Below are 25423 nucleotides of genomic sequence, written 5' to 3'. Positions count from 1 at the left end.
GATTGTCATTTCTGCCGAAGGGCAACAATGCGTAGTGGTACTCGACTTTTAGGCGGCGCGCTGAATGGACGTACTCGAATACTCGGAAAGGTACCTAGGGCGCGATCGGCTTGTTCCATCGAGTACTTGGATGGGCGCGCTTCAACCCGAGCGCAAGGAGTCGCTCAATCGCAGTTCGTGCTATTGGATGAGCAGTGCTGTAAGGGCCAGGGCGCCAAGCATGGCGGGGCCGTGTGGCACTTCCATGGCCATATTCCGGCGTTTTCTGCTAAGGAGCACCGCGGTGCCCACGCCGTTCACGATGAAGCCCAGAAGGCCGCCGTAGAGCAGCTGGCTCCAACCTAGGTACCCCAGGTAAAGGCCGACGGGCGCCGCCAGTTTCACATCGCCCATGCCGATGCCACCAGGCGAAATTAACGCCAAAATAAGGTAGGCGGCGAACAAAATGACGGCGCCAAGGAGAGCCCGGACGAAGTCATCAGCTTGCTGACTAAATAATAGGGGGGCTGCCAACAGGACAATGCCGGCGACTAAGAGAATGAATACGAGCTGGTTAGGCAATAAATGCAGGGCCACGTCCACTCTGGAAAGTTGAACGCCTATCACTGCCAGGAGGATTAGGGCCGGCAGGCCCGGTATATTGCCAAAGCGCAAAATGAATGCGACGCAGACGGCGCCGGTGAGTGCCGCCGTCGTAATCCGAACCCGCAGCGCCGGGAGGCCGCCCAGCCGAGGGAGCAGCCGCGCAATCAGGGTCTCAGCCACCGGGGAGAGGAAACACCCGAGCAAGCCAATGGCAATTACCATGAGCCAACCGGCCGAGCCGCCGCCCCCCACTGATACCACTGGTCCCCCTACGTTGGTTGGGCCGGCCCATGACGAGCCCACCGCCGGCTACCCCATTTTGACCCTGAACCACCTGACGCGCTAATCTAGGTAGTCGTTGTGCGTGTCCTATTCCGATGGTGCGTGCCCGCTTGAGGATCCGGTTGCAGGATAACTACTCAACGAGCACATTCGGAACCTCAGGATGACTGGTTACATGGAGCCCTCACCTCTGTTCCGGTAGCGCGCAGACAGTAGGTGCGCGAGCTAGCGACACCTAAACAAGAACGCCAGAACAAGAACGAGGCAAACACCGTGCGTACGTACACCCCGAAGCCCGGCGATATCAACCGCCAGTGGCACGTCATTGACGCCACCGACGTTGTCCTTGGTCGTCTTGCAAGCCAGACCGCAATCCTGCTGCGCGGCAAGCACAAGGCCACTTTCGCGTCCCACATGGACATGGGCGACTTCGTCATCATCATCAACGCTGAAAAGGTTGCCCTCACCGGCGCCAAGCTGGAGCAGAAGCGCGCATACCGCCACTCCGGTTACCCGGGCGGCCTGACCTCCGTCAACTACGCGGAACTGCTGGAATCCAACCCGGTCCGCGCCGTTGAGAAGGCCATCAAGGGCATGCTCCCCAAGAACTCCCTCGCTGCACAGCAGCTGGGCAAGCTGAAGGTGTACCGCGGTGCTGAGCACCCGCACGCCGCCCAGCAGCCCAAGACTTTCGAAATCACCCAGGTCGCCCAGTAGTCCTGGCCACCAAACAACTTATCTATACAAGGAGAATCGTGGCTCAGAACGAAGAGACCACCGAGGCCGTCGAGGCCGAGGAAAACCTGACCAGCTACACCTCTGAGAGCTCAGCTTCCGAAGCTGCTCCCAAGAAGGAACGCCCGGCCCTGACCGTTGCCGGCGCAGCTGTTGGCCGCCGCAAGGAAGCCGTTGCACGCGTTCGCGTTGTGCCCGGCTCCGGCAAGTGGACCATCAACGGCCGCGAGCTGGCGAACTACTTCCCCAACAAGCTGCACCAGCAGGACGTCAACGAGCCCTTCAAGATCCTTGATCTTGAAGGCGCCTACGACGTCATCGCCCGTATTCACGGTGGCGGCATCTCCGGCCAGGCAGGCGCCCTGCGCCTCGGCATCGCGCGTTCGCTGAACGAGATCGACGTCGAAAACAACCGCCCGACCCTGAAGAAGGCCGGTTACCTGTCCCGCGACGCCCGTGTCATCGAGCGTAAGAAGGCCGGTCTCAAGAAGGCCCGCAAGGCCCAGCAGTACTCCAAGCGCTAAAACCGCTTGCACAGGAGCCCGTCCCGCTGTTCAGCGGGGCGGGCTTTTTTGCGCGCCGGACTTCCTTGAGACGGTCAACCGGACCGCGTTTCCGGCAGCAGGCGCGTCAAGCCAGTCGAGTAGATCAGGCTCCTGTGCTCACATGATGCGTTTGGACAGGTCATAAATCCCCTGTCCACCTTCCATCTCGAGCTTAAAATGCGCCCTTACCCAGTCTGAAATTTCACTGACCGTGCTGACCTTTGACTGGGTCGCCAAGAACCCGTCCTGGGGCAGGAAGTAGCAAATCTTTCCGTCCTCTACGCGGTCTTTGAAGGCCTGGAGGGTGGGTGACGGGTCTGACCCGGCGAATCCACCGAGCGGCATGACCGGCCGTCCAGACTCAAGCTGGAGTCGTGCGGCTGTCTGCGAGGCAGTGGTGGCAGCTGCCCAAAGGCACGTTCTAGAGGAGGCTGTAAGTTTGTCGAGAATGGCGGCGTTTGGCGTTTGGCCGAAGGCAACGTCATACGCCCAAGCAGGGTTCCCGTGTTTCATGTCATCCAGAAAGCGATTGATGCTCGTTCGGCTTTTGGTCAGCTGCCCGGAAACGGGGTTGGAACCGTTCTGCGGGAGCGTTGTATTGAGAGCTGATGTGACGAGGGGCCCCGCCAACATGGCTGCCACCGCTATGCTTGCGGCCCCCACCTCAAGCCAGCGGGCCGGGGGCCGTACAACCGACAGCGCTGCGCCCAGAGAGCCTAGGAGCATGATTCCGTTGCCAAGCCACTCCGGCCAGCCAACCACGCTGCTCAGGATGAGCCAAGCGCACACCGCCGTAGCCAGGATGTCGACCGCTGTGACCACTCTGACAACAAACACGCGGTGATGCTTCATATAGATTGCGCCGGCAACGCCGAGGGTGAGGGCCAGCGGCGCCGAGAGCGCCTCCGTGTAGTAGGTGTGGATCTGATTTCCCATAAAGCTCAGGACGAGATAGGTACCCAGGAACCAGGTGACGGCCACAAAGGCGAGTGCCCTTGCCCCGCGTTCGCGGGGTAGCAACCTCCACGCGAGAACTGTCAAGAGTGCGCCGATAATCGCCGCGGGCAGCATCCATCCGATTTCCTGGCCGTAGTTCGCATTTAGAAGCCGCGCAAGCCCAGCGTCTGAGTCCACCTGCCTGAACTGTTCGGGTATTAGGTTTGCGACTGGACCAGCGTCCGTTCCAACTATGCGGTCCAACCCGTTGTAGGCCAAGGTCAATTCCAGCACGCTGTTGGACTGTGAGCCTCCGACGTATGGCCGCATTCCCGCAGGGATCAGGTCTACTACCGTCATCCAGAAACCGCCAGTAAGAACCATCACAGCACCTGAAATGGCGGAATTCTTCAGCCTTCTGGACCAGGCCGCGTTGCCCCAGAACAGATACGCAACACTTACGCTCGGGAGGACCAAGAGCCCTTGAAGCTGTTTGGTCATGAAAGCCAGACCCACCGCGACGCCTGCGAGGATGAGATACCTCAACCGGTTGGACTCGATCGCATGCTGCACCGCATACACGGAGATAAGCATCAGCAGAAGCATGAGAGGGTCCGGGTTGTTATACCGAGACATCAAGACCACGATGGGCGTAGTGAAGAATACGCCGGCAGCAAAAAGTGCAGGTATCGCTGGGAAATTCTTACGAACGATAACGTAAATGAGCAGTGTAGATATAACGCCCATAATTGCTTGCGGGGCCAATATTCCGATGGGCGTAAATCCGAACATCTTCGTGGAAATCTCCATAACCCACAAGCTGAGTGGCGGCTTGTCAACGGTAATGGAATTGCCCCAGTCCGAGGATCCGAAAAATGCGGAACCCAAGTTCTGCGTGCCGGACTGGACTGCTGCGCTGTAGAAGTAGTTAGCCCAGCCGTTGATACCCAGGTTCCAGAAGTGGAGAATCCCGTTCAACACCAAAAGGAGCAACAAAACCGGCCGCTCCCACACAGGATCTTGCCGGCGCCCCCTTACGAAGCCACGAAGAAACCGGGCGGCCGCCCCTCTATAGTCAGCCCCGAAGGTCGTAGATAGTGACGCCGTCAACGTTCTCCCCCTTGAAGTTCGACTGAACCCACTCCGTGATCAGGGCGGCGTCCCGGCCGAGGGGGATACCGTCAACGATCGTCTGTTGCCAGATGAAATAGGCGATGCGCTTACTCGACACCATGGACTTGAACTGGTCAAGAGTGGGAGCGGGGTCCGTGCCGAGCCAGCCTCCCAAGGCGATCACTGGGCGCTGCGAAGACAACTGATATTGGGCTGCGTTCTGGGCCGTGTAGGTGGCTGCGGCCCATTCGGATTCCCCAGCGTTCTGCAGCATCGCAGTCACTTCGGGCGATGGTTCTACACCGAACCCAAGTTGGCGGGCAAGGGGCGGATCGCCGCGGCGTGCGGCGTCAAGATGTGCTGAGAGCGTTCCGGGATTGTTGCTCACGGGCCCGGACAAGGGATTTGTCCCGAAGTGGGGGGTGGAAAGCGTGATCGTGTCCGTTGCCAGCGGACCCCATATCAACACGAGGACGATGAGTACGTTCGTGATCCGGACTTGAATCCTGGACGCAGCCAAGAGCCAGCCTGCCGCCGCCAAAAGCGTTATGACGATTGCGCTGATTGGCCAAATGCCCCAACCGTCACTGTATTCAAAAATCCGGGTCGCTACGTAACCTGTTCCCAACAACAGAACAACGCCCATCGCCCGAGGGATCAACCGGCCACGGAGCCTCCACAACAGGGCGACGCCCATCGGGATGACCAGCGCAATCGGGGCGGCAAGGGAAAATACGTAGTACGTATGCGTCATGGTTCCCATGAAGCTCAATACGATATAGGCGGTCGCGAGCCAAGCTACGGAGATCGTCATGAGCCCGGTTTTTGACTTGGAGGCGTGGCCCGACTGTCGCCACAACATCACCAAGGCGAGCGTGCACGTCAGTGCCGTAAACAGCAGCCATGCGCCCTCAGGAGCGAAGTTTGCATTGAACAGCCGGCTGAGTCCGCCGTCGTAGGAACTTGCTGGGAGGTCTTCCGCGCTCGGTGCAGCACCCGTCTCAGGATTAGTGCTAAATCGCAGGAATCTGGCCAGTCCGTTGTAGTCGATAGTGAGTTCGAGCATGCTGTTTGTAGCAGAACCCCCGACGTACGGCCTGCTTCCCGCGGGGATGAGGTCGACCACAATGAGCCACCAGCCGCCGCTGACGATGAGTGCGCCGAGCGAACCCAAGAGCCGGTTTATCCGTGATCCGATTGTTCCCGTGCCACAGAGAACGATTGCCAGGACAAAGGCTGGAATTGGCAGGAAGGCTTGGATTTGCTTCGCCATGAATCCAAGCCCCAGAGCCGTTCCTGCCAGGAGAAACCAAGACCAGCGGTTGCTCTCGAGGGCGCGGACGACGAAGTACGTTGCGGCGACCGTCAGCAGGCCCATGAGGGGTTCCGGGTTGTTGTACCGGGACATGAGGACAACTACCGGCGTGGTCGCATAGATGAGGCCGCCCAGCAGTGCCGGCGCGGCCGCATGGTTTCGGCGGATGATCTTGTAGATAAGCCAGGTGGTGGCTACCCCCATCAGGGCTTGCGGCACAAGAAGGGACCAGGAATTGAGGCCGAACATACGGACCGACAGCGCCATGATCCAGATGCTCAGAGGCGGCTTGTCGACGGTGATGAGGTTCCCCGCGTCGAGGGAACCGAAGAAGAAGGCCCTCCAGTCTTGGGACCCCGCCAGCGCGGCTGCGGAATAGTAAGGATTGGCCCATCCATTGCGGTCCAGGGCCCAGAGGAACGACACGGCGGTTGCAGCCAACAGCCCGACCAAGGCCACGTGTTCCCACCTGGCGTGATTCCGGGCAATCGGGCCGGCGGGGGCAAAAACCTTGTTCGCCTCTCTGATGCTCAACGGACTGTCTGTCCAACAGGCCGGAAAGCGAGAAGGGCCGAACGTCCGTCACTGCGGCGAACCCTGAACACCCAAAGGCGAAGAAGCACGAACCGCAGCAATGTGGCGAAGACGTTGGCGGCGGTCAGGACCAAGAGTTCGGTGCTTGGGGCTGGGTCCAAATTCGCCGCGTGCAGGACCAGCAGCGCCGAGGACGTTATAGCCCATGCCAGAAGGAAGACGACGAGGCCCTGGAATTGTTGGGTAAACAGCTTCGCTGGACCGCTAATGCCGAAGGTGAAGCGCCTGTTCGCGGCAGTGTTGCCAACGGCCGTCAGCAGCAGGGCAAGGAAATTAGCCTGCTGTGCACCAAAGGGTCCTTGGAGAACCAAATACAACAATGCGAAGGCGAGGGTTGAAATAACGCCAACGAGCCCGAACCTGACCACCTGGCCGAAAAAGCTGGGTCGGCCCGGTGGGACTATCGGTCCGCGGCCGAGTTCGGCATAGATTGCCTGGACGGGAATCGAACCTCTCACCAAGGAACCAGCGACGCGAACCATCCCACGAAGATCGTCCACGGCTGTTTGTTTGATGTTGACCCGGCTATCGGGGTCATCAATCCAGTCGACCGGGATTTCGTGGATCCGCAGCCCCGAGCGTTCAGCGATGATCAACAACTCGGTATCGAAGAACCAGCCGTTGTCTTCGACGTGCGGGAGCAATCGCTTGGCGACATCGGCCCGTATTGCCTTGAATCCGCACTGCGCATCGGAGAACCGGACCTGCATCGTGCGGCGGAGCAGGAAATTATAGGAGCGGGAGATAAATTCCCGCTTAGGGCCGCGACTGACGCGTGAGCTCTGGCCCAGTCTTGTGCCGATGGAAATGTCCGAATGCCCGGACAGGAGTGGTGCGACAAGCGGCGGGAGGGCGGCAAGATCCGTGGACAGGTCCACGTCCAAGTAGGCCAAGACCTTTGCCTCCGAAGCGCTCCAAGCATCGCGAAGCGCGAAACCGCGCCCTTTGACCTCAAGGCGGCGATACTCGACATTGGGCAGTTGCTCGCTGAGCCGGGCAGCAATCGCCGGAGTCCTGTCGGTGCTCGCATTGTCGGCAATGGTTATCTTCCATGTCGACGGCATTTCCTGTGAGAGATATTCGGAGAGTCTTGAGATGCTGTGTTCGAGTACGGCTTCCTCATTGAAAACCGGTACTACAATTTCGAGCGCCAAGCCCCCATAGCTAGGTGTCATGCATCAGAGATTAGGGCTGGCCTGTGCCGGCCGCGAGGGCTTTTGGTAAAGACACGTACACGACAGAAGAATCAAGTAGTGCACCTGGCCGGCCTCGCTCTGAAGCAGGTAGTTACTACTGGGGACCGCCCGCCGCCGAATCATTACTGTCAGTGCGCATGGGGGATGAGACAGCAAACCGGGGGTCATCCCGATACGGCGCACTTGACGGGCTAAGGGGACTGGCCGCCGCAGTAGTGGTGATTCACCATTGCTTCCTGGTCTCCCCGAGCCTGGCCCTTGCCGTTGCCGGTATTGACACTGGCAACGCTGAACCGTGGGTGTGGTGGAGCACCTTCACGCCTGCGCACTTGCTATGGGCGGGCACCGAGGCGGTTTACGTCTTTTTTATTCTTTCCGGATTTGTTCTCACGCTTCCCTTCCTGGGAGTTTTTCGGCCAACCTGGCGGGCGTACTATGCAAAGCGATTTGTCCGGATTTACCTTCCAGTCTGGGCGTCCTTGGCCGTTGCGTTGCACTTGGCGTGGATCGTCCCGCGCACGGGGAGCCCGGACCTTAGCGCGTGGCTGCTCATTCATGATGAGTCTCCGAATGTGTTTGCTGACGGGGTCCTCATTGGTGGTGCAGACTCTCTTAATTCGCCACTCTGGTCACTGCAATGGGAAATGCTGTTCTCCTTAACGCTCCCTCTCTATGTGGTTTTGGCGCTGCGGATTAGAAAGGCTTGGCTGCCGTGCCTTCTAACGCTTTTTTCGTTGATCGCTGTCGGAACGGTCACCTATCTCCCGGCAATCGTTTACATGTCCATGTTCGGCATCGGTGTACTCATGGCAGTGCGGAGGAACTCGCTGGAACAATTCGGACGCACTCTCAGTCGAGTCAAATGGATTGGTCTCATTGCGTCGTCATTGCTGCTGCTGGCGTCGCGGTGGCTGTTCCCGCAACTTCCCACGGTGATATGCATGGCGTGCATCGGTGGTTCGCTATTGGTGTTCGCTTTCATTGCCTGCCCGCCCGTAGCCGGTGCAGCCAACCATCGAATCCTGCAATGGCTTGGCACCCGATCCTTCAGCCTGTACCTGGTGCACGAGCCGATCGTGGTATCGATCGGTTTCATGTCCCATATTTCGAACCCGTTGCTCCTCACCGCCTTGGCCGTACTGCCCTCGTTGGCTGCAACCGAATTATTCTTTCGGTTTGCCGAACGGCCAAGCCACCTACTTGCTGGACACATCGGCCGTCTTGTGGGCAGCAAGGTTCGCCGATCACCGCAGCTTCTTACGGCCCGGCCATAGTCAGATCGCCGCCCGTGAAGGAACCGCCCCCGAAGCCCAACGCCCCATCCTCTACACTTGACCGGTGTCTAGATTATTTGGAACTGATGGTGTCCGGGGGTTGGCCAACGGCCTGCTGACAGCTGAGCTAGCCCTGCAGCTGGCCCAGGCGGCCGCCGTCGTGCTCGGCCATGACCGCAACTCCAACGGCTCCCGCCCGCGCGCGGTGCTGGCACGCGACCCGCGCGCCAGCGGCGAATTCATCGCTGCCGCAGTGGAGGCTGGCCTCGCCAGCTCGGGCATCGACGTCTATGACGCGGGTGTCCTGCCCACCCCGGCGGCGGCCTATCTCGTGGCGGACCTGGACGCGGACTTCGGAGTCATGATTTCCGCGTCCCACAACCCTGCGCCGGACAACGGCATCAAGTTCCTCGCCCGCGGCGGCAAGAAGCTGCCGGACGAGGTCGAGGACGCCATTGAAGCCCAGCTGAGCAAGGAAGCCGTCCGCCCCACCGGATCCGAGGTGGGACGCATCCAGCGCTTTTCCGACGCCGAAGACCGCTACATCGTCCATCTCCTGCGCACGCTGCCGCACCGCCTCGACGGCCTCACGGTTGTCCTCGACTGCGCCAACGGCGCCGCCAGCGGCTGCTCACCCCAACTCTTCAAGGACGCCGGCGCCCGCCTCATCGTCATCGGCGCCGATCCCGACGGCCTGAACATCAACGACGGCGTCGGCTCCACCCACCTGGGCCCCCTTAAGGAAGCCGTGGTCAAGCACGGCGCGGACCTGGGGATCGCCCACGACGGTGACGCCGACCGCTGCCTGGCCGTTGACCACGAAGGCAATGAGGTGGACGGCGACCAGATCATGGCCATCCTCGCGGTGGCCCTCAAGAAGTCCGGGAAGCTGAAGGACAACGTCCTGGTGGCCACCGTGATGAGCAACCTGGGACTCAAGATCGCCCTCCGCGACGCCGGCATCACCATCATGGAAACGGCAGTGGGGGACCGCTACGTCCTCGAAGGCATGCGCGACGGCGGCTACAACCTCGGCGGTGAACAGTCCGGCCACGTGATTTTCTCCGACTACGCCACCACCGGTGACGGCCTCCTCACCGGCCTGCAGCTCGCCGCGCAGGTTGCCCTCACAGGCAAGCCGCTCAAGGAGTTGGCCACCGTGATGACCAAGCTCCCGCAGGTCCTCATCAACGTCAAGGGTGTGGACCGCAGCAAGGTGGGCAGCAATGACGTGCTGGCCCAAGCGGTGGGGGCGGCGGAAGCGGCGCTCGGCGACACCGGCCGCGTCCTCCTCCGGCCTTCCGGCACCGAGCCCGTTGTCCGGGTGATGGTTGAGGCCGCCGACGAAGAAACCGCCCAGTCAATCGCCGAGCACCTGGCACAGGTGGTCCGCGCAGAACTCGCGCTGGAACTCGTCGCCGACTGAAAACGCGAACCGGAAGATCGGCAACTCCTGACAACATGCAATGCAGGAGTTGCCGATTGCGGGACCTCGTGGTCACCCCCCCCTTAGGGGAACGCCGGGGGCGGTATGTGCATCCGCGGACAGCTTGTCTAAAAGAGACCGGGAACGAAGCGCTTACTTCGCAGCTTGTATGCTGAATACTCGGGCAAGTTCTCTTCTAGTAGAAGCTCTTCCTGTATCGCCCGGTAGACCTGAATTGCGGCAAGTGCCAAAAGAATTGCCGTTTTTAACAGCGTGGGACTGAAACACACTGCGCCGATCAGAGTCACCATCTCGCCGACGTAAAGGGGGTTACGGATCAACCGATAGGGACCGTGCTGCACAAGCGTTCTCACCTGCGGTTCTACGCCAAAGCTCTTACCGAGCGTTATCAGGGACCAAACAGTGAAGGACATTCCCAGAACCATGAGCCCCACCGCAAACGAAGCGAATCCCTCAGGTACTTCCGAGTCGCCGGCAAACACGAATAGGAAAGACAGGAAGCTGCCGACGTAAGCAGCGACCGTGGGCATAATCCCTCCTCTCCGGGCACTTGCAGGCTTTCTGGTGAGAAGGAAAAAGACCAGCAGGATGTAGAAAACGGTCAGCAGGACTTGGTAGGTAAGGTGCAACGCAGTGTCAATGACAGAAGCCGAAGAGCCGTTCGCACCTGAGAAAAGTGCGGAGATTGACCACAATAACAAGAGCGTCATGATCGGAACCATAATCACCCGTTCAAGGTCAATTGCGCTTAACTGCTTGCGAAGATTCATCAAAAAGCCTTCCAGAGAGTTGCAGACTCGTCCAAAACATCGCAGTCACTATTCCGCGGCCTCCCCGGTTGAGGTGGCAGTGTAGTTAGCTTAGTTGTCCTCTGGGATTACCGGGCCGAGACTTGCCTAAGGTCGAAGCGCAGTTTGGCACTGTAATTTGCACAAGTACTCTGTCCCAATCGTCGTCGCCGATCTGCAACGAGGTAGTGCATCTCAACCGGTTTGCAAAGTTGGCAGCAATGACGTGCTGGCCCAAGCGGTGGGGGCGGCGGAAGCGGCGCTCGGCGACACCGGCCGCGTCCTCCTCCGGCCTTCCGGCACCGAGCCCGTTGTCCGGGTGATGGTCGAGGCCGCCGACGAAGAAACCGCCCAGTCAATCGCCGAGCACCTGGCACAGGTGGTCCGCGCAGAACTCGCGCTGGAACTCGTCGCCGACTGACCGGCAACAGCCCAACCAAAAGTGGCCCGCCTCCCAAGGGAAGCGGGCCACTATTGCTTAGGCAAAATAAGGCGTTACGGGTTCCGGCTCTGGAGGGAATCGCGGATCTCGGTCAGCAGCGCGATCTGCGGGTCTTCTGCCGCTTCTTCCTTCACGCCCTGGTTGATGCCCAGGCGGCGGTTGCGCCGTTCGATCATGTGGTTCATGGGCATAACCACCACAAAGTAGATGGCGGCGGCGATCAGCAGGAAGTTAACGATCGCCGTCAACAGGACACCGAACTCCATGGCGTTGCCGTTGAAGTCCACTTTGGCAAAGCTGTCGAAGTTCGGGGATCCCACAAGTCCTGCAATGAACGGCATGAGCACCTTGTTCACCAGTGCGGTGACAACCGCGCCGAATGCAGTACCCATGACAACAGCGACGGCAAGGTCAACGACGTTGCCTTTCATGATGAAATTCTTGAATCCTGTCAGCATGGGACCCACGCTAGCCCACAGCCGTAGGCCTCCGGATGACGCGGAGGTAAATTCCTCCCGCGTGTCAGGCCGGTCCGGGCCACTGCGCCCCTCACAGGTAGGCGGGCGCCGCCTCCAGGCCGAAGTATTCCTCCAGCGTCCCGATGCCGCGCTTCGCCATGTCCGTGGCCGCCTCAACCCCTACGAACCGAAGGTGCCAGGGCTCGTAGTAGTACCCGGTGATGGGGTGCAGCATCCACGGGTACCGCACTACGAAACCGAACCGGTAGGCGTTCGCTTTCGCCCAGGTGGCCGCCGGCTGGTCCGCGAAACATGGCTGGAAGCTGCACGCCCCGCCGCCGTCCCCGATGTCGAAGGCCCACCCCGTCTGGTGCTCCGAATGGCCGGGCCGCGCGCTCGCTGTGTCGGCGTCGGCCTGCCCCCGCGCGGCGACGTACCCGTTGTAGGTGGTCACCTGCGTGCTGTACGAGCGGTAGCCGCTGGCCAGGACCATCGCCACGCCATCCCGCGCCGCGGCCGCGAACATCGCCTCGGCCGCCGCCGCCGTCGTGCTGTTGAGCAGAACCGCTTCACCCGAAGCGGAAATGGCGACGGCGGGACGCACCAAATCAGCCGGCGCATAGTCCGCGGGCGCCAACGGCCGGTGCTTGTTAACGATGACCCACTGGCTCGCCGGGTCGTCCAGTGAGAACTGCCGCGCCATCGTGGCGGACGGAGACGGTGTGGGGGACGCTGCTTCCGGCGGCTGACCCACGGTGGCCGCGTCCGCCGTCGGGCCCGCTGATGCGGTGACGGCGGCAGGGGAGGGAGGCGCGGTCGACGGCGCCGCCGCCTTGGGTGCCTCCGGCGTGCAGGCTGCCAGGACCGTCAGCCCGGCCCCTGCGGCGAGGAAGCGGGCGAAGCTGCGGCGCGTGGCCGGTCCGCATTGGTAGCACACGTGTGCTAGACCTTCCGGAGGAGCATGCGGCGGATGGAATGGTCCGCCTCTTTGGTCAGCACCAGCTGCGCCCGGCCCCTGGTGGGCAGGACGTTTTCCTCCAGGTTGGGCTCGTTGATCCGCTTCCAGATGTCCCGCGCGGTGCTCTCGGCTTCCTCATCGGAGAGGGTGGCGTAACGGTGGAAGTAGGATTCCGGCTGCGCGAACGCGGTGCTCCGCAGCTTCCGGAACCGGTCCACGTACCACTCCTCGATGTAGGAGGTCTTCGCATCGACGTAGATGGAGAAGTCGAAGAAGTCGCTCAGCGCAAGCCCCTGGCGTCCGTCATGCCGCGGCCGGGCCGGCGCCAGCACGTTCAGGCCCTCCACGATCAGGACGTCCGGCCGGCGCACCACCACTTCCTTTTCCGGCACGATGTCGTAGGTGACGTGGGAGTACCAGGGTGCCCGCACTTCCTCGGCGCCGCCCTTGATTTCGCTCACAAAGCGCAGGAGCGCCCGGCGGTCGTAAGACTCGGGGAACCCCTTCCGGTCCAGCAGTTGCCGGCGCTTGAGCTCAGCGAGGGGGTACAGGAAACCGTCGGTGGTGATCAGTTCCACATTGGGCGTCCCGGGCCAGCGGCGCAGCATCTCGCGCAGCACGCGGGCGATGGTGGACTTGCCTACCGCCACGGAGCCGGCCACCCCTATGACGAACGGGGTGCGCTGGGTCTGCTCGCCCAGGAAGGTGGTGGTGGCGGCGTGCAGCTGCCCGGCGGCCTCCACATACAGGTGCAGGAGTCGCGAGAGGGGCAGGTAGACGTCGCGGACTTCGTTCATGTCCAAGGGGTCACCGAGCCCGCGCAGGCGCAGCACATCCTCTTCGTTAAGGGGCTGTTCCATCTGGGCTGCGAGCCGGGACCAGGTATGCCGGTCCAGCTCCACGAACGGCGAGGCACCCTCCCCGTTCGCTTCATTGCGTTGCGAAGTCACGCTAAAGATTCTGCCCCGCGCCCGGCGCATCGCGAAATGACGCCCCTGCTCAGCGCGGCGGCGCCCGTCACGCAAGCCCTCATGAAAGCCGTGCGCGGACGCCTCCCGGTTTAGAGCAACCGGCACGCTGCCGATAGTCTTGTGCCTATGTGTGGAATCGTGGGTTACGTAGGCCGTTCGACCGACGGTGCAATTAACGGTCACAGCGCGTTGGACGTTGTCCTTGAAGGGCTCCGCCGCCTGGAGTACCGCGGTTATGACTCTGCCGGTGTGGCAGTGGTGTCCGAGGGCGCCATCGAGTCGCGGAAGAAGTCCGGAAAGCTGAGCAACCTGATCGCTGAGCTTGAGGCGCACCCGCTGCCCGAGACGGTGACCGGGATCGGGCACACCCGCTGGGCGACGCACGGCGGTCCCACGGACCGGAACGCGCACCCGCACCTGGCGGATGGCGGCAAGCTGGCCGTGATCCACAACGGCATCATCGAGAACTTCGCCGAGCTCAAGCTCGAGCTGCTTGAAAAGGGCGTCACCTTCCTCTCCGAAACGGACACCGAAGTGGCCGCTGCACTGCTGGCCGACATCCTCCGGAACAAGTTGGGCGGGGATACCGCGAACGGCGGACTGACCCATGCCATGGAGCTGGCCTGCCAGCGCCTTGAAGGCGCCTTCACCTTGCTGGCCGTGCACGCGGATCAGCCCGACGTCGTCGTGGCCGCCCGCCGCAACTCACCGCTGGTGGTGGGCCTGGGCGACGGTGAGAACTTCCTGGGCTCGGACGTGTCCGGGTTTATCGACTACACCCGCCGGGCCGTGGAGCTGGGCCAGGACCAGATCGTGACCATCACCGCGGACAAGGTGGAAATCACCGATTTCTACGGCAACCCGGCCCAGGGCAAGGAATACCACGTTGACTGGGACCCGGCCTCGGCGGAAAAGGGCGGCTTCTCATCCTTCATGGAGAAGGAGATAAACGACCAGCCGGACGCCGTGGCCCAGACCCTGCTGGGACGCTCGGATATCAAGGGCAAGCTGACCCTGGACGAGCTCCGGATTGACCCTGAACTGCTGAAGCAGGTCAACAAGATCATTGTGCTGGCCTGCGGTACCGCGGCCTACGCGGGCATGGTGGCCAAGTACGCCATCGAGAACTGGTGCCGGATTCCCACCGAGGTGGAACTGGCGCACGAGTTCCGCTACCGCGATCCCATCCTGGACGAGAACACCCTGGTGGTGTCCATCAGCCAGTCCGGCGAAACCATGGACACCCTGATGGCGGTCCGCTACGCCCGCGAACAGGGTGCCAAGACCATCTCCATCTGCAACACCAACGGCTCCACCATCCCGCGTGAATCCGACGCCGTCCTGTACACCCACGCCGGGCCGGAAATCGCCGTCGCCTCCACCAAGGCCTTCCTTGCGCAGATCACGGCCGCCTACCTGCTGGGCCTGTACCTCGCGCAGCTGCGCGGCAACATCTTCTTCGGCCAAATCAAGGACGTCCTGGCGGACCTGAACAAGATCCCCGCCAAGATCCAGAAGATCCTGGACAACGCCGGGCCGCTGCGCGAACTGGCCCGCAGCATGGCCAACGAGAAGTCAGTGCTGTTCCTGGGCCGCCACGTGGGATACCCCGTGGCCCTGGAAGGCGCGCTGAAGCTCAAGGAGATCGCCTATATCCACGCCGAGGGCTTCGCCGCCGGTGAGCTCAAGCACGGCCCCATCGCCCTGATCGACGAAGGCCAGCCGGTGTTCGTGGTAGTCCCGTCCCCGCGCGGACGCGATTCGCTGCACGCCAAGGTGGTCTCCAACATCCAGGAAGTCCGTGCCCGCGGCGCCCGCACCCTGGTCATCGCCGAGGAAGGCGACGAAGCCGTCAAGGCCTACGCCGAGTACGTCTTCTACGTACCGGAGACCCCCACCTTGCTCATGCCGCTGCTGACCACGGTTCCGCTGCAGATCTTCGCCGCGGAGTTGGCAGCAGCCAAGGGATACGACGTGGACCAGCCCCGCAACCTGGCCAAGAGCGTCACAGTCGAGTAGCAGTGACTCCCTCAACTGCGGGAAGCCCCGGGCCCAAAAGCCCGGGGCTTCCCGCGTTAAACCCCGCAATTGCGCTATCGGCGGACAACGCAAAGAACCTGCGCCAACGGCCGTGCACCCGGGCCTGCGGCCTAGGCCGTCACCGTAGAATGAGCGCATGATCGTAGGCATTGGGGTAGACGTAGTAGACATCGAGCGGTTCGGCCGCCAACTGGAGCGCACACCCGGGCTGAGGGACCGCTTGTTCGTCCCCGCGGAGCGGGAACTGAACACCCGCTCCCTGGCTGCCCGGTTCGCGGCAAAGGAAGCCGTGGCCAAGGTCCTCGGTGCGCCCGCCGGCATGAACTGGCAGGACTGCTGGATCGGACTTGACCACAACGGGCCCACCGTCCAGGTCAAGGGGACTGTCCTTGCGGTTGCCGAGGCCAAAGGCGTCAAGCGCTGGCACCTGTCCATCAGCCACGACGGCGGCATCGCCACCGCCACGGTCCTGGCCGAAGGCTGACCCGGCAGCCGCCGCATGATCACCGCCTACACCGGAACGCAGGTCCGGGCTGCCGAGCAACCCCTCCTTGCCGCTGGGCGCGGCAACGAACTCATGCAGCGCGCCGCGCACGGCCTGGTCGCCGCCGTCGTCCATGAACTGCGCTCGCGCGGCGCCCGCCTGTACGGGGCCGGCGTGGTGGTGTTGGTGGGTAAGGGGAACAACGGCGGAGATGGGCTCTACGCTGCTGCCTTCCTCGCCGCCCGGGGAATGCGTACGACGGCGGTGCTCACCGGAGGTGCCGCCCATCCGGACGGGCTTGGCGCATTCGAGCGCGCCGGCGGCCGGGTACACCGCCTCACTGAAGAGGCACTTCCAGAGCTCGCGGCGGAAGCCGCGCGGGCCGACGTCGTCATGGATGCCGTGCTGGGAACCGGCGCCAAGGGCGGGCTTCGGGGACTCGCCGCAGACTTCGTCCGGGCCCTTGCGGTTGCGCGGACAGCCGACGGCGCCCACGGCCTGGTGGTGGCATGCGACCTTCCCAGCGGCATCGACGCGGACACCGGAGCGGCCGCCGGCGAGGTGTTGATGGCCGACCTGACGGTGACGTTCGGGGGAGCAAAGTCCGGGCTGCTGGCCGATCCCGGAGCCGACTATGCCGGCCGCGTTGTGGTGGTGCCGATCGGGATTGAAGGGCACTTCCCGCCGCCGTCCCTGCGCAGGCTTGAGGGTGCCGACCTGGCGGTGCTTTTGCCGCACGCCGCCCGGCGGGCCCAAAAATACTCCCGGGGCGTGCTGGGGGTGGTGGCCGGCTCCGAGGACTATCCCGGTGCCGCCGTCCTCGCCTGCCGTGGCGCGCTGGCCGCAGGCGCGGGCATGGTCAGGTACCTTGGCCCGCCGTCAGTGGCGCACCTGGTCCGCCAATCCTGCCCCGAGGTCGTGTGCAGCACGGGAAGCGTCGCGGAAAACCGCGTGCAGGCCTGGCTGGTGGGCTCCGGCATGGGCCCGCAGGACCACGAACAACTGGCCCGTGCCCGCGACGCCGTCACCTCCGGGCTGCCGGTAGTGGCCGACGCCGGTGCGTTGCCGGCCCTTCCGGACACCCTGGCGCCGCACGTGGTGCTTACCCCGCATGCCGGGGAGCTCGCGTCGCTGTTCCAGCGCCGCGGTGGTGGGGAAGACCGGGATACCGTGGAGGCGGGCACGCTCGCCGCCGTCCGCCGCGCCGCTGACGGTACCGGTGCCACCGTCCTGCTCAAAGGGGCCACCACGCTGGTGGCCGCACCATCCGGAACGACCTTCAGCCAGGCTGACGGTACCCCCTGGCTGGCCACGGCCGGGAGCGGGGACGTCCTGGCCGGCGTCATTGGCGCGCTGCTCGCCCAGGCGGGGTCCGCCGTCGAACCTTTCCGGCAGCTGGGCATTGACGACGACGGCCGCTGGGCCGCACTGGCCGCGCTGGGAGCAGCGCTGCACGGGCGGGCCGGGACTGCGGCGTCGGAGGCCGCGGCGGGCGGCCCCATTACGGCAGGCCGCATCGCGGACGCCATACCTGAAAGTTGGGGTAAAGTCAGCATGCTTAGTAACTCTGGAGCCCGGAAACGTAATAGTCACAGCCAACCACTACGGTAGGCAATAGTTCGCACCAGCAGCAGGGGCGTTCCGTTGCCCTCTGCTGCTGACCAAGAAATGAGGAGCACGATGGAAGTCTGGCCTGGAACTGCCTACCCGCTGGGAGCGACCTTTGACGGCACCGGCACCAATTTCGCCCTGTTCAGCGAACGGGCCGAGCGGGTCGAACTCTGCCTCCTGGCCGATGACCTGTCCGAGACCCGGATCGAACTGACCGAGGTGGACGGCTACGTCTGGCACTGCTACCTGCCGCACATCCAGCCCGGCCAGAAGTACGGCTACCGGGTCCACGGTCCATACGATCCCGCCAGCGGAAACCGTTTCAACGCCAACAAGCTGCTGATGGACCCCTATGCCAAGGCCATCCAGGGCCAGATTGACTGGGACCCGGCCCTGTTCTCCTACGAATTCGGTGACCCGGATTCCCGCAACGACGCCGACTCCGCCCCGCACACCATGCACGGCGTGGTCATCAACCCCTTCTTCGAATGGGACGGCGACCGCCAGCTGCGGATCCCGTACCACCAGTCCGTCATCTACGAAGCCCACGTCAAGGGCCTCACCGAGCTGCACCCCGAGATCCCCGAAGAGCAGCGCGGCACCTACGCCGGCGTGGCGCACCCGGCCGTGATCGAGCACCTCAAGAAGCTTGGCGTCACCGCCATCGAGCTCATGCCCGTCCACCAGTTCGTCAATGACGGCACCCTGGAGGAGAAGGGCCTGAACAACTACTGGGGCTATAACACCATCGGCTTCTTCGCCCCGCAGAACACCTACAGCTCCACCGGCGACGTCGGGCACCAGGTCCAGGAATTCAAGGCCATGGTCCGCGACCTGCACCGCGCCGGCATCGAAGTGATCCTCGACGTCGTCTACAACCACACCGCCGAAGGCAACCACCTGGGCCCCACGCTGTCCTTCAAGGGCATCGACAACCAGGCCTACTACCGCCTGGTGGACAACGACCTCAAGCACTACATGGACTACACGGGCACGGGCAACTCGCTGAACGTCCGGCACCCGCACTCCCTCCAGCTGCTGATGGACTCCCTGCGGTACTGGGTCACCGAGATGCATGTGGACGGTTTCCGGTTCGACCTCGCCTCCACCCTGGCCCGCGAGTTCTACGACGTCGACAAGCTCTCCACGTTCTTCGAACTTATCCAGCAGGACCCGATCGTTTCCCAGGTCAAGCTCATCGCCGAGCCGTGGGACGTTGGCCCCGGCGGCTACCAGGTAGGCAACTTCCCGCCGCAGTGGACGGAGTGGAACGGCAAGTACCGCGACACCGTCCGTGACTTCTGGCGCGGCGAACCGGCCACCCTGGGCGAATTCGCGTCCCGCCTGACCGGTTCCGCGGACCTCTACGAAAGCTCCGCCCGGCGCCCGGTGGCCTCGATCAACTTCGTCACCGCCCACGACGGCTTCACCATGCGCGACCTCGTCTCCTACAACGAGAAGCACAACGAGGCCAACGGCGAAGGCAACAACGATGGCGAATCGCACAACCGGTCCTGGAACTGCGGCGTTGAAGGCGACACGGACGATGACAAAGTCCTGACCCTGCGGGCACGCCAGCAGCGGAACTTCATCGCCACGCTGATGCTCTCCCAGGGCGTGCCCATGCTGCTGCACGGCGACGAACTGGGCCGCACACAGCAGGGAAACAACAACACCTACTGCCAGGACTCCGAGCTCAGCTGGATCCACTGGGAAGCCATGGACCAGCCGCTGGTTGAGTTCACCGCGTTCGTCAACAAGCTCCGGCACGACCACCCCACGTTCCGCCGCAGCCGCTTCTTCGACGGCCGGCCCGTGGTTCGTGGTGAGGGCGAAAAGCTCCCTGACATCGTCTGGCTCAAGACCGACGGCACCGAGATGCGGCCCGAGGACTGGGGAAGCGGTTTCGGCCGGACCATCGGCGTGTTCTACAACGGCGACGGCATCCAGGAGCAGGATTCACGTGGCCGGCGCATCACCGACGACAGCTTCATCATGGCGTTCAACGCCCACGACGACGTCGTGGACTTCTGCCTGCCGTCAGACGAATACTCCCAGTATTGGGAAGTCCTGATCGATACCGCAGCGCAGGCCGAGGCTTACGAACCGCTCAAAGCCGGCGCAACCCTGGCGCTGGATGCGAAGTCGATGGTGGTACTGCGCGCCTACTCCGGCCCTGAGGCTGAAGTGGATACGTCAGCAGCCGCGTCCCTGGCCTCCATGGCCGAACACGAAGAGGCCCAGGGGGAGATGGTGGAGGCCCAGACCAAGGCGGCGGAAGCAAGCGAGGCGCGGGCAACCGAAGCCGCCGGCGCTGCTGGCGAAAAGGCAACCGAAACGGGTGCCACAAAGGCAACCGACAAATGAGGACGCCAACTTCCACCTACCGGCTTCAAATCAGGAGCAGCTTCACCCTCTTCGACGCCGCGGAGAAGGTCCCGTACCTGAAGGACCTCGGCGTGGACTGGGTGTACCTGTCTCCCATCCTCACGGCGGAACAGGGCTCGGACCACGGCTATGACGTCACCGACCCCTCCGCCGTCGATCCTGAGCGGGGCGGCCCCGAAGGCCTCCTGGCGCTCTCCACGGCGGCCCGCGAGCACGGCATGGGCGTCCTGGTGGACATCGTGCCCAACCACGTGGGTGTGGCCTCCCCGCCGCAGAACCCATGGTGGTGGTCGCTGCTCAAGGAGGGCCGCGAGTCCCCGTATGCCGAAGCATTCGACGTCGACTGGGACCTGGGTGGCGGTAAAGTCCGGCTTCCCATGCTGGGCTCGGACGCCGACCTGGACAAGCTTGAGGTCAAGGACGGCGAACTCCGCTACTACGACCACCGGTTTCCGTTAGCCGAGGGCACGTACACCGAAGGGGATTCCCCGCAGGACGTCCACGCCCGCCAGCACTACCAGTTGATGGACTGGCGGCGTGCCGATGCCGAGCTGAACTACCGGCGCTTCTTCGCGGTGACCACCCTCGCCGGGATCCGGGTTGAAGTACCCTCCGTCTTCGAACAGGCGCATGCCGAGGTGGGCCGCTGGTTCACCGAAGGCCTGGTGGACGGGCTCCGCGTGGACCATCCGGACGGCCTCGCGGATCCCGCCGGCTACCTCCGGTGGCTCAAGGACCTCAGCGGCGGTGCGTACGTCCTGGTGGAAAAGATCCTGGAACCGGGTGAAGTACTGCCGCAGGAGTTCGCCTGCGAGGGCACCACCGGTTACGACGCGCTGGCCGACGTCGACCGGGTCTTCGTTGACCCGGCAGGCCAACAGGCCCTCGACTCCTTGGACTCCGACCTTCGTGGAACCGCAGAACCGGCGGACTACGCCGGGATGATCCGCGGCACCAAACGCATGATTGCCGATGGCATCCTGCGTTCGGAAGTGCTGCGGTTGGCCCGGTTGGTTCCCGAATCGCATGGGCTCAGCGTGGACCAGGCAGCCGACGCCATCGCCGAGATCATCGCGTCCTTCCCGGTCTACCGTTCCTACCTGCCGGTGGGCGCGGACGTCCTCAAGGAAGCCTGCGAATCCGCCGCGGCGCACCGGCCGGACCTGGACGTCGCCGTGGGCACCCTCCTCCCGCTGCTCATGGATCCTGCCAACCCCATCGCCATCCGGTTCCAGCAGACCTCCGGCATGGTCATGGCCAAGGGCGTGGAGGATACCGCGTTCTACCGCTACACCCGGCTGGGCACCCTGACCGAGGTGGGCGCCGAACCCACCGAATTCGCCGTGGCGCCGGAAGAATTCCACCGGCGGATGCAGCGGCGCCAGCAGGACCTGCCGCTGTCCATGACCACCCTGTCCACGCACGACACCAAGCGCAGCGAGGACGCCCGGGCCCGGATCTCGGTCATCGCCGAGCTGCCCCAGGAGTGGGCGGAAACGCTGGAGACGCTCCGCGGCCTGGCGCCCGTCCCGGACGGGCCCTACGAGAACCTGCTCTGGCAGGCAATCGTCGGCGCCTGGCCCGCAAGCCGGGAACGGCTTCAGGGGTATGCGGAAAAGGCGGCCCGGGAGGCGGGCAACTCCACCACGTGGACCGATCCCGACGAGGACTTCGAGTCCAAGGTGAAGGCCGCCGTGGACGCGGTCTTCGACGACGCGAAGGTTGCCAAGGTGGTCGCGGACTTCGTGGCCCGCATCGACGCCTTCTCCGCTGCCAATTCGGTGTCGGCAAAGCTGGTCCAGCTGGCTATGCCGGGTGTGCCGGATGTGTACCAGGGCAGCGAGTTCTGGGAACGGTCACTTACGGACCCGGACAACCGCCGCCCGGTGGACTTTGCTGTCCGGCAGGCAGAGCTGGCAAAGCTCGACGCCGGACAGTTGCCGGCCGCTGGAACGGAAGCCAGCAAGCTCCTGGTCACCTCGCGGGCGTTGCGCCTGCGGCGGGACCGGCCCGAGTTGTTCCAGGGCTACAGCCCCGTTGCCGCCACGGGCGCCGCAGCAGATCACCTGCTCGCGTTCTCCCGCGGAACCGACGCCTCCACCGGGGCGCTGGCACTTGCCACCCGGCTCCCCGCCGGACTGGAAGCCGGCGGCGGCTGGCGGGACACCGCCGTCGACCTTTCCACTGCCATGCGCGACGAACTGACGGGAGCCGGCTACGGACCGGGCCCGGTTGCCGTGGCCGAACTGCTGGGCACCTACCCGGTGGCCCTGCTGGTCCCCGTGGATGGAGGGAACGCATGACGCTCGTCAACGCTGGCCCCGGGCGCTTTGATGTGTGGGCGCCGGACGCTTCGTCGGTGATCCTGCAGGCCGATGGCCGTGAATACCCCATGCAGAAAATGGAAACGGCTCCGGGCTCCGAGGGATGGTGGACCGCACCTGAAGCCCCTGCCGGCGACGAGGTGGACTACGGCTACCTGCTGGACGGCGACTCCACTCCCGTCCCGGATCCCAGGTCGCGCCGGCTCCCCGAGGGTGTGCACCACCTGTCACGCACCTACGATCCTGCCGCCTACAAGTGGCAGGACACGGGCTGGCGGGGCAAAGGCCTGCAGGGCTCGGTGATCTACGAACTCCACGTGGGCACCTTCACCCCTGAAGGAACGCTGGACGCCGCCGTGGACAAGCTGGGCTACCTGGTGGACCTGGGCATCGACTTCGTGGAGCTGTTGCCGGTCAACGGGTTCAACGGAACGCACAACTGGGGCTACGACGGCGTCCAGTGGTACACGGTGCACGAGGGCTACGGCGGCCCGGCCGCGTACCAGCGGTTCGTGGATGCTGCCCATGCCGCCGGGCTCGGCGTCATCCAGGACGTGGTGTACAACCACTTGGGACCCAGCGGCAACTACCTGCCAAAGTTCGGCCCGTACCTGAAGCAGGGGGATGCCAACACCTGGGGCGACTCGGTGAACCTGGACGGGCCGGGCTCGGACGTTGTCCGGGAATACATCCTGGACAACGCTGCACTCTGGCTGCGCGACTACCACGTGGACGGCCTCCGCCTCGACGCCGTGCACGCCCTGCGTGATGAGCGCGCAGTCCACATCCTTGAGGAACTGGGCGCTTTGGGCGACGCCGTCTCGGCCGAAACCGGGCTGCCCAAGACCCTCGTTGCCGAATCCGACCTGAACAATCCGCACCTGATCTACCCCCGGGACGCCAACGGGTACGGCTTGGCCGGCCAGTGGAGCGACGACTTCCACCATGCGGTGCACGTCAATGTCAGCGGCGAAACCACCGGCTACTACTCTGACTTCGACTCCCTGGCCGTCCTGGCCAAGGTGCTGAAGGACGGTTTCCTGCACGACGGCAGCTACTCCAGCTTCCGCGGCCGGCACCACGGGCGGCCCATCAACGCCTACCTGGTGGACCCGGCAGCACTGGTGGTCTGCGACCAGAACCACGACCAGATCGGCAACCGGGCCACGGGAGACAGGCTCTCGCAGTCGTTGACCTACGGGCAGCTGGCCGTGGCCGCGGTGCTCACCCTGACCTCGCCGTTCACGCCCATGCTGTTCATGGGCGAGGAATACGGGGCCTCCACGCCGTGGCAGTTCTTCACATCGCACCCCGAACCGGAGCTGGGAAAGGCCACTGCGGAAGGGCGCATCAGGGAATTCGAGCGCATGGGGTGGGATCCCGCCGTTGTACCCGATCCGCAGGACCCGGAAACGTTCCGCCGGTCCAAGCTGGACTGGGCCGAGGCCGCCACGGGCGACCACGCCCGGCTGCTGGCGCTGTACCGGTCGCTCACGGCTTTGCGCCGTGGGCACCCCGAGCTGGCAGGACTTGGCTTTGGCAGCACGCAGGTTGAGTTCGATGACGACGCCGGCTGGCTGCGGTTCCGCCGCGGTGCTGTTGAGGTGCTGGTGAATTTCACCGATGCGAAGGTGCGCCTCGAGGCCTCGGGGAACGTCCTGCTGGCCACGGATGACGGGACCGGCCTGGACAGCGGTTCCTTGGACCTGGCGCCGTGGAGCGCAGCCATCCTCGCGTAGAAGGAGAAGTTACGCCGCGGGAAACCGCGGCGTAACTTTTCTGCTGAGCGCTAACACCCGATGTGCAGCACGTCACAACTGGCAGGATGGAACCCATGACTTATTCAGCAGCGGACAACCGCTACGAATCCATGCCCTACCGCCGCGTCGGGCGCAGCGGCCTGAAACTCCCGGCCATCTCCCTGGGCCTCTGGCACAACTTCGGCGACGACAAACGTTTCGAAGAGCAGCGCGACATCCTTCGCCGGGCCTTCGACCTCGGCGTGAACCACTTCGACCTCGCCAACAACTACGGCCCCCCGGACGGCTCCGCCGAAACCAACTTTGGCCGCCACCTCAAGGACGACTTCAAGCCCTACCGGGACGAACTGGTGATCTCCACCAAGGCCGGCTATTACATGTGGCCCGGCCCGTACGGCGAATGGGGATCCCGCAAGTACCTGATCTCCAGCCTCGACCAGTCGCTGCAACGCATGGGCCTCGACTACGTGGACATTTTCTACAGCCACCGGCCCGATCCCGAGACGCCGCTGGAAGAGACCATGGGCGCCTTGGACTACGCCGTCCGGTCCGGCAAGGCACTCTACGCGGGCATCTCCTCCTACACTCCTGAGCAAACACTCGAGGCCGCCCGGATCCTCAAGGAAATGGGAACGCCACTGCTCATCCACCAGCCCAGCTACTCCATGCTGAACCGCTGGACCGAGGACGGATCGCCCAACCTGTATGAGGCGCTGGACCAGGTGGGGGCCGGGTCTATCGCGTTCTCGCCCCTCGCCCAGGGTATGCTCACCGACCGCTACCTCCACGGCATCCCGGAGGATTCCCGCGCTGCCAAGGCCCGGTTCCTTTCCGAGGACTCCATTACGGAGGAGAAGCTGGACCGGGTCCGCGGGCTGCGCCGCATTGCCGAGGGCCGCGGACAGTCACTGGCCCAGATGGCCATCGCCTGGATCCTGCGGGACCAGCCGAAGGGCTCACCGGTCACCTCTGCCCTGGTGGGCGCCTCCAGCGTCCGCCAACTCGAGGACACGCTCTCCGCTGTCAACAACCTCGACTTCTCCGCCGACGAACTCACCGCCATCGACGAGTTCGCCGTGGAGTCGGACATCAACCTCTGGAAGCAGAAGTCGTAGCCTCCGTCCTGAACGGGCAGCACTGATCGATGTTTCTTACGCAGCGGGACCCGGCGCAAAAG

The 25423-nt window shown here is 63.8% G+C and carries 19 protein-coding genes and 1 pseudogene; 12 read left to right on the top strand and 8 right to left on the bottom strand.

Annotated features, from left to right (window positions below; translation table 11 throughout):
- Positions 1-180 precede the first annotated feature (180 nt).
- Positions 181-807 carry a prepilin peptidase gene (locus ACFVVC_RS17195; RefSeq protein WP_387455931.1) on the bottom strand — a complete coding sequence of 209 codons (627 nt, stop codon included), beginning with the start codon at positions 805-807 and terminating at the stop codon, positions 181-183.
- Between the two features lie 333 nt (positions 808-1140).
- Here ACFVVC_RS17195 and rplM point away from each other — a divergent pair, with 333 nt between their 5' ends.
- Together rplM and rpsI are read left to right on the top strand one after the other, a co-directional pair.
- Positions 1141-1584: a 50S ribosomal protein L13 gene (gene rplM, locus ACFVVC_RS17190; RefSeq protein WP_015937805.1), complete on the top strand. Its 444-nt coding sequence runs from the start codon at positions 1141-1143 to the stop codon at positions 1582-1584.
- A gap of 38 nt (positions 1585-1622) precedes the next feature.
- Entirely contained in the window at positions 1623-2126 is a 504-nt protein-coding gene (gene rpsI / locus ACFVVC_RS17185; RefSeq protein ID WP_018760410.1) for a 30S ribosomal protein S9, read from the top strand.
- A gap of 138 nt (positions 2127-2264) precedes the next feature.
- Here rpsI and ACFVVC_RS17180 read toward each other — a convergent pair whose 3' ends face one another.
- The 3 genes from ACFVVC_RS17180 to ACFVVC_RS17170 form a co-directional block, all read right to left on the bottom strand.
- Positions 2265-4061: an ArnT family glycosyltransferase gene (locus ACFVVC_RS17180; RefSeq protein ID WP_387455926.1), complete on the bottom strand. Its 1797-nt coding sequence runs from the start codon at positions 4059-4061 to the stop codon at positions 2265-2267.
- 97 nt (positions 4062-4158) lie between these two features.
- A complete protein-coding gene (locus ACFVVC_RS17175; RefSeq protein WP_387455923.1) occupies positions 4159-6045 on the bottom strand; it encodes an ArnT family glycosyltransferase in 1887 nt (628 codons plus the stop codon).
- Positions 6042-7280: a glycosyltransferase gene (locus ACFVVC_RS17170; protein WP_387455920.1), complete on the bottom strand. Its 1239-nt coding sequence runs from the start codon at positions 7278-7280 to the stop codon at positions 6042-6044. The genes ACFVVC_RS17175 and ACFVVC_RS17170 overlap by 4 nt, the downstream gene beginning before the upstream one ends.
- 158 nt (positions 7281-7438) lie before the next feature.
- Here ACFVVC_RS17170 and ACFVVC_RS17165 point away from each other — a divergent pair, with 158 nt between their 5' ends.
- Positions 7439-8575: an acyltransferase family protein gene (locus ACFVVC_RS17165; protein WP_387455917.1), complete on the top strand. Its 1137-nt coding sequence runs from the start codon at positions 7439-7441 to the stop codon at positions 8573-8575.
- Between the two features lie 64 nt (positions 8576-8639).
- On the top strand, positions 8640-10001 hold the full coding sequence (gene glmM, locus ACFVVC_RS17160) for a phosphoglucosamine mutase (RefSeq protein ID WP_387455914.1): 1362 nt from the start codon (positions 8640-8642) through the stop codon (positions 9999-10001).
- A 128-nt stretch (positions 10002-10129) separates the two neighbouring features.
- Here glmM and ACFVVC_RS17155 read toward each other — a convergent pair whose 3' ends face one another.
- Positions 10130-10792, bottom strand: coding sequence for a methyltransferase family protein (locus ACFVVC_RS17155; protein WP_387455911.1), 663 nt, complete (start codon positions 10790-10792; stop codon positions 10130-10132).
- A gap of 229 nt (positions 10793-11021) precedes the next feature.
- On the opposite strand from ACFVVC_RS17155, the pseudogene ACFVVC_RS17150 reads away from it, so the two are divergent.
- Positions 11022-11231: pseudogene (locus ACFVVC_RS17150) on the top strand (phosphoglucosamine mutase); the annotation flags it as partial.
- A gap of 74 nt (positions 11232-11305) precedes the next feature.
- Here the strand turns inward: ACFVVC_RS17150 and mscL are convergent.
- The 3 genes from mscL to coaA all read right to left on the bottom strand — a co-directional run bounded on the left by mscL (position 11306) and on the right by coaA (position 13648).
- The gene (gene mscL, locus ACFVVC_RS17145; protein WP_285248664.1) at positions 11306-11710 is read right to left on the bottom strand and encodes a large conductance mechanosensitive channel protein MscL; all 405 of its coding nucleotides are present in this window, start codon (positions 11708-11710) and stop codon (positions 11306-11308) included.
- A gap of 91 nt (positions 11711-11801) precedes the next feature.
- Positions 11802-12647, bottom strand: coding sequence for a D-alanyl-D-alanine carboxypeptidase family protein (locus ACFVVC_RS17140; RefSeq protein ID WP_387455908.1), 846 nt, complete (start codon positions 12645-12647; stop codon positions 11802-11804).
- Positions 12648-12652: 5 nt separating this feature from the next.
- On the bottom strand, positions 12653-13648 hold the full coding sequence (coaA, locus tag ACFVVC_RS17135) for a type I pantothenate kinase (protein ID WP_285248874.1): 996 nt from the start codon (positions 13646-13648) through the stop codon (positions 12653-12655).
- A 117-nt stretch (positions 13649-13765) separates the two neighbouring features.
- On the opposite strand from coaA, the gene glmS reads away from it, so the two are divergent.
- From glmS to mgrA, 7 genes are all read left to right on the top strand, one after another.
- Positions 13766-15658 carry a glutamine--fructose-6-phosphate transaminase (isomerizing) gene (gene glmS / locus ACFVVC_RS17130; RefSeq protein WP_387455906.1) on the top strand — a complete coding sequence of 631 codons (1893 nt, stop codon included), beginning with the start codon at positions 13766-13768 and terminating at the stop codon, positions 15656-15658.
- A gap of 157 nt (positions 15659-15815) precedes the next feature.
- Positions 15816-16163: a holo-ACP synthase gene (locus ACFVVC_RS17125; protein ID WP_013601780.1), complete on the top strand. Its 348-nt coding sequence runs from the start codon at positions 15816-15818 to the stop codon at positions 16161-16163.
- Between the two features lie 15 nt (positions 16164-16178).
- Entirely contained in the window at positions 16179-17774 is a 1596-nt protein-coding gene (locus ACFVVC_RS17120; RefSeq protein WP_387455903.1) for an NAD(P)H-hydrate epimerase, read from the top strand.
- Positions 17775-17843: 69 nt separating this feature from the next.
- On the top strand, positions 17844-20141 hold the full coding sequence (gene glgX / locus ACFVVC_RS17115; protein ID WP_387455901.1) for a glycogen debranching protein GlgX: 2298 nt from the start codon (positions 17844-17846) through the stop codon (positions 20139-20141).
- On the top strand, positions 20138-22465 hold the full coding sequence (gene treY / locus ACFVVC_RS17110; RefSeq protein ID WP_387455898.1) for a malto-oligosyltrehalose synthase: 2328 nt from the start codon (positions 20138-20140) through the stop codon (positions 22463-22465). The genes glgX and treY overlap by 4 nt, the downstream gene beginning before the upstream one ends.
- Positions 22462-24225 carry a malto-oligosyltrehalose trehalohydrolase gene (treZ, locus tag ACFVVC_RS17105; RefSeq protein WP_387455895.1) on the top strand — a complete coding sequence of 588 codons (1764 nt, stop codon included), beginning with the start codon at positions 22462-22464 and terminating at the stop codon, positions 24223-24225. The genes treY and treZ overlap by 4 nt, the downstream gene beginning before the upstream one ends.
- 95 nt (positions 24226-24320) lie before the next feature.
- Positions 24321-25361 carry an L-glyceraldehyde 3-phosphate reductase gene (gene mgrA / locus ACFVVC_RS17100; protein WP_387455893.1) on the top strand — a complete coding sequence of 347 codons (1041 nt, stop codon included), beginning with the start codon at positions 24321-24323 and terminating at the stop codon, positions 25359-25361.
- Positions 25362-25423: the final 62 nt, after the last annotated feature.

It is taken from the genome of Pseudarthrobacter sp. NPDC058196 (assembly GCF_042882685.1).
Classification (GTDB): domain Bacteria; phylum Actinomycetota; class Actinomycetes; order Actinomycetales; family Micrococcaceae; genus Arthrobacter.
The sequence above is the reverse complement of the archived record's forward strand: the minus strand, read 5'-3'. Positions and strand labels throughout refer to the sequence as shown.

What these genes read in the sequence shown, in the direction of transcription:
- ACFVVC_RS17195 (WP_387455931.1), bottom strand. Translation starts at nt 807, where the DNA reads ATGGTAATTGCCATTGGCTTGCTCGGGTGTTTCCTCTCCCCGGTGGCT.
- ACFVVC_RS17170 (WP_387455920.1), bottom strand. Translation starts at nt 7,280, where the DNA reads ATGACACCTAGCTATGGGGGCTTGGCGCTCGAAATTGTAGTACCGGTT.
- ACFVVC_RS17165 (WP_387455917.1), top strand. Translation starts at nt 7,439, where the DNA reads ATGGGGGATGAGACAGCAAACCGGGGGTCATCCCGATACGGCGCACTT.
- ACFVVC_RS17155 (WP_387455911.1), bottom strand. Translation starts at nt 10,792, where the DNA reads ATGAATCTTCGCAAGCAGTTAAGCGCAATTGACCTTGAACGGGTGATT.
- mscL (WP_285248664.1), bottom strand. Translation starts at nt 11,710, where the DNA reads ATGCTGACAGGATTCAAGAATTTCATCATGAAAGGCAACGTCGTTGAC.
- coaA (WP_285248874.1), bottom strand. Translation starts at nt 13,648, where the DNA reads ATGCGCCGGGCGCGGGGCAGAATCTTTAGCGTGACTTCGCAACGCAAT.
- glmS (WP_387455906.1), top strand. Translation starts at nt 13,766, where the DNA reads ATGTGTGGAATCGTGGGTTACGTAGGCCGTTCGACCGACGGTGCAATT.
- ACFVVC_RS17125 (WP_013601780.1), top strand. Translation starts at nt 15,816, where the DNA reads ATGATCGTAGGCATTGGGGTAGACGTAGTAGACATCGAGCGGTTCGGC.
- ACFVVC_RS17120 (WP_387455903.1), top strand. Translation starts at nt 16,179, where the DNA reads ATGATCACCGCCTACACCGGAACGCAGGTCCGGGCTGCCGAGCAACCC.
- glgX (WP_387455901.1), top strand. Translation starts at nt 17,844, where the DNA reads ATGGAAGTCTGGCCTGGAACTGCCTACCCGCTGGGAGCGACCTTTGAC.
- treY (WP_387455898.1), top strand. Translation starts at nt 20,138, where the DNA reads ATGAGGACGCCAACTTCCACCTACCGGCTTCAAATCAGGAGCAGCTTC.
- treZ (WP_387455895.1), top strand. Translation starts at nt 22,462, where the DNA reads ATGACGCTCGTCAACGCTGGCCCCGGGCGCTTTGATGTGTGGGCGCCG.
- mgrA (WP_387455893.1), top strand. Translation starts at nt 24,321, where the DNA reads ATGACTTATTCAGCAGCGGACAACCGCTACGAATCCATGCCCTACCGC.